General features: G+C 71.9%; 7 protein-coding genes and 1 pseudogene. 4 read left to right on the forward strand and 4 right to left on the reverse strand.

Annotation, left to right across the window (positions count from 1 at the left end; translation table 11 throughout):
• From CQZ88_RS02075 to cofD, 3 genes are all read right to left on the reverse strand, one after another.
• On the reverse strand, nucleotides 1-375 hold a 375-nt coding region (locus CQZ88_RS02075; RefSeq protein WP_146034235.1), incomplete at its 3' end, for an NUDIX domain-containing protein.
• A 1-nt stretch (nucleotide 376) separates the two neighbouring features.
• The gene (locus CQZ88_RS02080) at nucleotides 377-1,753 is read right to left on the reverse strand and encodes a coenzyme F420-0:L-glutamate ligase (RefSeq protein WP_037201795.1); all 1,377 of its coding nucleotides are present in this window, start codon (nucleotides 1,751-1,753) and stop codon (nucleotides 377-379) included.
• Between the two features lie 2 nt (nucleotides 1,754-1,755).
• A complete protein-coding gene (gene cofD / locus CQZ88_RS02085; protein ID WP_029544620.1) occupies nucleotides 1,756-2,745 on the reverse strand; it encodes a 2-phospho-L-lactate transferase in 990 nt (329 codons plus the stop codon).
• 403 nt (nucleotides 2,746-3,148) lie between these two features.
• Here cofD and CQZ88_RS02090 point away from each other — a divergent pair, with 403 nt between their 5' ends.
• A complete protein-coding gene (locus CQZ88_RS02090) occupies nucleotides 3,149-3,412 on the forward strand; it encodes a WhiB family transcriptional regulator (RefSeq protein ID WP_170914112.1) in 264 nt (87 codons plus the stop codon).
• A gap of 5 nt (nucleotides 3,413-3,417) precedes the next feature.
• Here CQZ88_RS02090 and CQZ88_RS02095 read toward each other — a convergent pair whose 3' ends face one another.
• Nucleotides 3,418-3,912, reverse strand: a complete 495-nt coding sequence (locus CQZ88_RS02095) for a metallopeptidase family protein (RefSeq protein ID WP_037201001.1) — start codon at nucleotides 3,910-3,912, stop codon at nucleotides 3,418-3,420.
• An 88-nt stretch (nucleotides 3,913-4,000) separates the two neighbouring features.
• Between CQZ88_RS02095 and CQZ88_RS02100 the strand changes: the two genes are divergently transcribed.
• The 3 genes and pseudogenes from CQZ88_RS02100 to CQZ88_RS02110 all read left to right on the forward strand — a co-directional run.
• Entirely contained in the window at nucleotides 4,001-4,396 is a 396-nt protein-coding gene (locus CQZ88_RS02100; protein ID WP_170914101.1) for a DUF3499 domain-containing protein, read from the forward strand.
• 72 nt (nucleotides 4,397-4,468) lie between these two features.
• Complete coding sequence (locus CQZ88_RS02105) at nucleotides 4,469-5,836, forward strand: phosphomannomutase/phosphoglucomutase (RefSeq protein WP_102799170.1); 1,368 nt, start codon at nucleotides 4,469-4,471, stop codon at nucleotides 5,834-5,836.
• An 82-nt stretch (nucleotides 5,837-5,918) separates the two neighbouring features.
• Nucleotides 5,919-6,159, forward strand: a pseudogene (locus CQZ88_RS02110) (tobH protein); the annotation flags it as partial.

Here is a 6,159-nt window from a genome sequence, read left to right on the forward strand (position 1 = left end):
CAGCGAGCAGGTGATCGGATGGGTGTGCGCCGAGAGCAGTTCCGGATCGATGACCAGGTTCTCGATGCCGGACTCCTCGGTCGCCTCCCGCAGCGCCGCCCCGACGACCGTCTCGTCGGATTCCTCGCAGTGCCCGCCGAGCTGGATCCACCGCCCCACCCGGGGATGCAGGGTGAGCAGCACGTGCCGGCGGTCGGCGTCGAGCACGAGCGACGACGCCGTGACGTGCCCGGGCACGTGCCTGCGGAGGCACCCCTCGGGCGCGGCGTCGAGGAACGCGAGCATGGTGTGCCGCAGCGACTCCGCGTCCACCGAGTCGGTCCGCCAGTTCTGCAGCCGGTCGACGGCCGAGGCGTGCAGCGTGGACGCGGTCACCTCAAAGCTCCAGCAGCAGGTCGCCGGCCGCGGGGGCAACGCGCGGTGTCGCCGGCTCGAGGGGGTGCCCGACCGCGATCGCGCCGAGCGGCGACCAGTCCCCGGGCAGGCCGAGTTCACGCCGCACGACGTCCGGGGCGAAGATCGTCGACCCGATCCAGCAGCTGCCGAGCCCGCGCACGGCGAGCGAGACCAGCAACCCCTGCACGGCAGCGCCGGCGGCGACGGTGAACATCGTGGCCTCGGCGGCGGTGCGGCGGGCGTCGGGGTAGCTGTGTGCGCCGTCGGGAACCCAGAACGGGATCACCATTTCGGGGGCGCCGTAGAGGATGGCGCCGCGGCCGACCCGGCGGTCGATCGCCGCCGGGTCGAGCCCGTCGCCGGCGAGGTCGGCGGCCCAGCGTTCGCGCATGCGGTCGAGCAGCCGCCGGCGGACCTGCTCGGTGCGGACCCAGACGAACCGCACCGGGTGGGTGTGGTGCGGCGCCGGAGCGGTGAGCGCCTCGGCGACCGCGTCCCGCAGATCCTCGGGATCGACCGGTTCCGAGGAGAATTCGCGCACCGACCGGCGCAACAGCAGCGCCTCACGGCGGCCCTGCTCGAGTGCCTCGGCGGTGCCGAGCCAGAACAGGTCGTCCTCCCCGCCGCGGATCAGTTCCTGTGCGGTGGAACCGTTGTCGGGCAGGTCGAGACCGCGGACCACCGCGACCGGTACCCCGCCCAGCTTGCCCTTGACGAGGTCGCCCGCGGCGGCGATCTCGTCGGCGACGGCGACGGAGGTGACGAACAGCTCGTTGCCCTGTGCGTCCCGGGATCCGGCATATTCGTGCAGGACCGGGATCCCGGCCGCACCGATCGCGGCGTCGGTCTGGCCGACGCGCCAGGCCCGGCCCATCGTGTCGGTGACGACCACCGCGACCGTCACGCCGAGCAGGGTCCCCAGGCGCTCCCGCAGCGCCGCGGCGCTCGCGTCCGGGTCCTCGGGCAGCAGGGCGAGCTCGGACGCGGCGACGTTGGAGCCGTCGATCCCGGAGGCTGCCTGCACGATCCCGAGCCGGTTCTCGGTGATGAGGGTGCGGCCCTTGCGGGCGAGCACGCGTACGGCCTCCTGGTCGACGAGGCGGCGCCGGAGCGTGTCGCGGGCCTCGGGATCGGTGGGGGCGTCGACGATGCGGCCCTCGACCTTGGAGAAGACCTTGCTGGTGACGACGAGGACGTCCCCGTCGGCGAGCCAGGGTGCGGCGGTGGCCACTGCGGCGGCGAGGTCGTCGCCGGGCCGGAACTCGGGCAGGCCCGGCACCGGGAGGATCTCGATCGGCCGCCCGGGGGAGTGGTCGCGCACTCCGGCGGCGGTCCCGGTGGCCGTGTCGGTGGGCATGGTCACGGGGTCACTCCTGCCAGTTCTAATGCGGCGCGAGCCATCTCGGCTGTCGCGTCCGGATCGGTCATGAGCAGCGGCACGCTGCGCACCTCGACGCCGGGCACATCGGCGGTGTCGGTGGAGTGGATCAGCCACCCGTCGAGCAGGCCCGCGCCGCTGCGGGCGCCGTAGTGCCGCCCGACGCCCTGGGCGGTCGACTCGACGCCGATCACGTCGAGGCAGGCATCGGCCATGCCGCGCAACGGCTTTCCGTCGATCACCGGCGAGAGGCCGACGATCTTCGCGGACGTGGTGCGCAGCGCGCCGCGCAGGCCGGGGATCGCGAGGAGCGCGCCGATGCTCACCACCGGGTTCGACGGGGCGAGGATCACCACGTCCGCCGATTCGATCGCCGCGAGCACTCCGGGAGCGGGGGCGGCCTTCTCGGCGCCGATGTGCGCGAAGCTGTGCGTGGGGACCTGCGCGCGGTGCCGGACCCACCATTCCTCGAAGTGCACGGCGCGCTGCTCGCCGTCGGCCGGATCGGTGATGACCACGTGGGTCTCGCTGCGGTCGTCGGAGACCGGGAGCAGGGTGACGCCGGGCTTCCACCGGTCGCACAGGGCCTCGGTCACGGCCGAGAGCGGGTATCCGGCGCTCAGCAACTGGGTGCGCAGCAGGTGGGTCGCGATGTCGCGGTCGCCGAGACCGAACCAGTCGGGTGTGGCGCCGTAGGCCGCCAGCTCCTCCTTCGCGTGCCAGGTCTCGTCGGCCCGGCCCCATCCGCGTTCGGTGTCGATCCCGCCGCCGAGGGTGTACATGCACGTGTCCAGGTCGGGGCAGATCCGCAGCCCGTGCATCCAGACGTCGTCGCCGATGTTGACGATCGCGGTGACCCGGTGTGCGGCGTCGGGGTCGAGGTCGCGGCCGGGTTCGATGCCGAGGAGCCGGCGCACGCCGGTGAGAAAACGCGCACCTCCGACGCCGCCGACCAATACAGTCACGTTCACAGGGCAAGCCTAGGCGGTGCGCCGGGTGGGCTGCCGGGGTGCCTGCGCGCCCGGGCGGCGGGTGCGCACCGGCACGGTGGAGAACCCCGGATGGTAAGGCAGCGGCGCCGCTCGGCTTGACCGCGACACGCCCCACGTGTCTAATCACATAAGTGTCATTTCCAGTGAACCGGGGCCGAGATCGGTTGTGGTGAACTGCATTCGAACGCATGTTCGACCGGGGATGGCGCGGAGTGGGCCGGTTTCGACGAGAGTTGCAGCGCTGCAGGTGAGGAGGCGAACGATGGCCGACGAGCGCGAATGGTTCGAGAGCTCTCGGATCGACACTGCAGGCATCGACACTGCAGGCGAGGACGTTCGGGACGACATCGACGGCATCGGGGGGGACGCGCCCGCGCGACCCGTGCTCAGCCTGATCGATGGTTTCGGCGACCCATCCGACGGTGGCGACGAACAGTGGCAGGAACGCGCGCTGTGCGCGCAGACGGATCCCGAGGCGTTCTTCCCCGAGAAGGGCGGATCGACCCGGGAGGCGAAGCGGATCTGCTTGGGCTGCGAGGTCCGGGACGAGTGTCTCGAATACGCGCTGGCCAACGACGAGCGCTTCGGCATCTGGGGCGGTCTGTCGGAGCGGGAGCGCCGGCGCCTCAAGCGCGGCATCGTCTGAGGACGTCAGTCCTCGTCGAAGCCGCCGAGCTCGGGGTCGATGACCTCGGGTTCCACGCCGAGGTAGGTGGCGACCTGGTGCACGAGGACGTCGTGGACCAGATCGGTGAGATCCTCGGGATCCTTCGCCCGCAGTTCGAGCGGGCGGCGGAAGAGCACGATCCGGGCCCGCGTCGCGGCGCCGCGGCGGTCGATCCCCGCGGGCACGAGTCGCGACAGCGGCACCGGACCGTCCGCGACCACCTCCGACGGCCAGTTCACCGAGTCGGGGTCGAGGGCGCGGATCTTGGGCACCTCGTCGACGGCGATGTCGAGCTTGGTCAGCCGGTCGTGCCACTGCGCGTCGATCGGGGCGAACGCCCCCAGCACGAGCAGATCGAACTTCTCCGCCCGTGAGCGCCACGCCGGCAGCTCGTGCGGGAACAACGGCCCGCGCACGCCGCGGCCGCGTCGCGCGACCGAGCGGGACGTCACGGGGCGGGAACGGCGCGATCGGTGCATGCTCTGGACAGTACGACACGAAAATCCGTACCGGGTTCTCCGGTGTGTCCGGATAGTCCCCGGGCGGACGGCGCGCTACTCTCCGACTGTGAGATCACTGCGTCGATGCTGCCGGCCTGGGTGCAAGAACCCTGCTGTTGCGACGCTGACCTACGTGTACTCGGACTCCACCGCGGTCGTCGGTCCGCTGGCGACGGTCGCCGAGCCGCACTCGTGGGATCTGTGCGAATCGCACGGCTCGCGGATCACCGCGCCGAAGGGGTGGGAGCTGGTCCGGTACGAGGGTGCCTTCACCACCGGCACTCCGGACGAGGACGACCTGACCGCCCTGGCCGAAGCGGTGCGTGAGGCCGGTCTCGGCGAGCGTGCCCGAACCGACTCCGACGACACCGATTCCGGTGTCCCCACGGCGCTGGCCGCGCCGCCCACGGCCCGCACCGGCCGCCGTGGCCACCTGCGCGTGTTGCCCGATCCCACGTCCTGATCGTCGCCCACTAGGCTGACCGTGCCCCGCCGCGGAGGCGGCGGTGCCAGTCGACGATCAGGAGCAGCAACAGTGGCGAGATCTGCCGAGTCCGTGTCCGCCGTGGTCAAGGCATACGACGTGCGTGGCGTGGTGGGAGAACAGCTCGATGCGGGGTTCGTCCGTGATGTCGGAGCCTCCTTCGCTCGCCTGATGCGCGACGGCGGCGCCACCCGCATCGTGATCGGCCACGACATGCGCGAATCGTCCCCGCAGCTGTCGCAGGCCTTCGCCGCCGGCGTCACCGCCCAGGGACTCGACGTCGTGCACATCGGACTCGCCTCCACCGACCAGCTGTACTTCGCCTCCGGCATCCTCGAGGCCCCCGGCGCCGTGTTCACCGCGAGCCACAACCCGGCGCGCTACAACGGCATCAAGCTGTGCCGGGCCGGGGCGAAGCCGGTCGGGCAGGAGACCGGCCTCGCCACCATCGCCGCCGAACTCGTCGCCGGCGTCCCGGACTTCGACGGCGCCCCCGGCACCGTCTCCGAACGGGACGTGCTCGCCGACTACGCCGCGTTCGTCCGCTCGCGGGTGGAACTGTCGGCGATGCGTCCGCTGAAGGTCGCCGTCGACGCCGGCAACGGCATGGGCGGGCACACGGTGCCGGCGGTGTTCGGCGCGCTCCCGATCGACCTCGTGCCGCTGTACTTCGAACTCGACGGCACCTTCCCCAACCACGAGGCCAACCCGCTCGATCCCGCCAACCTGGTGGACCTGCAGAAGCTCGTGCGCGAATCCGGTGCCGACCTCGGACTCGCCTTCGACGGCGACGCCGACCGCTGCTTCGTCGTCGACGAGCGCGGCGAGCCGGTCACTCCGTCGGCGGTCACCGCGCTGGTGGCCGCGCGGGAACTCGCCAAGGAACCCGGGTCGACGATCATCCACAACCTCATCACCTCGCGCGCCGTGCCGGAACTGGTCGCCGAACTCGGCGGCAAGCCCGTCCGCACCCGCGTCGGGCACTCGTTCATCAAGCAGCAGATGGCCGAGACCGGGGCCGTGTTCGGGGGGGAGCACTCCGCGCACTACTACTTCCGCGACTTCTGGGGCGCGGACTCGGGCATGCTCGCCGCGCTGCACGTGCTCGCCGCGCTCGCCGGGCAGGACCGGCCGCTGTCCGAGCTGATGGCCGGCTACGACCGGTACGCGGCGTCCGGGGAGATCAACTCCACCGTCGCCGACGCCGCGGAGCGCACCGCCGCCGTGCTCGAGGCATTCGGCGATCGTGCCGAATCGGTCGACCGGCTCGACGGCGTCACCGTCGACCTCGCCGACGGCGCCTGGTTCAACCTGCGCGCCTCCAACACCGAGCCGCTGCTGCGGCTCAACGTCGAGGCCCGCACCGCCGAACAGGTCGACGCGCTGGTGAGGGAAATCCTGGCAATCGTGCGCGCGTGACGGAAGTATCCGTGGCGGGGATAATCGAGTTCCCGGGGCCCGGCGCCGGGACGGTTCGAGTCGGAAGGATGGTGGCGCAGCCATGACGGCTCCCTCTTCGTTCCTCGACTTGGACGACACGGACGCCCTGATCGACGCGGACGTCGACGGGATCCTGCGGTTCGCCGCGCTCGGTGGGGCCCAGATCCGGGCCACCGCCGCGGCCGTCGACGAGCAGATCCTCGACCGCCTGCACGGCCTGCACCCCCGCAGCGTGGTGCTCGTGTGCGGCGACGCGCGCGCCGCGCGCGCGGGCGAGCTGGTCGTCGCGATGCTTGCGGCCC

Origin of the sequence: Rhodococcus sp. ENV425 (assembly GCF_002887785.1) — a bacterium.
Lineage (GTDB): Bacteria > Actinomycetota > Actinomycetes > Mycobacteriales > Mycobacteriaceae > Rhodococcus > Rhodococcus aetherivorans.

Coding starts and splice junctions, on each gene's coding strand:
- CQZ88_RS02080 (WP_037201795.1), bottom strand. CDS start 1,753: ATGCCCACCGACACGGCCACCGGGACCGCCGCCGGAGTGCGCGACCAC.
- CQZ88_RS02095 (WP_037201001.1), bottom strand. CDS start 3,912: ATGCACCGATCGCGCCGTTCCCGCCCCGTGACGTCCCGCTCGGTCGCG.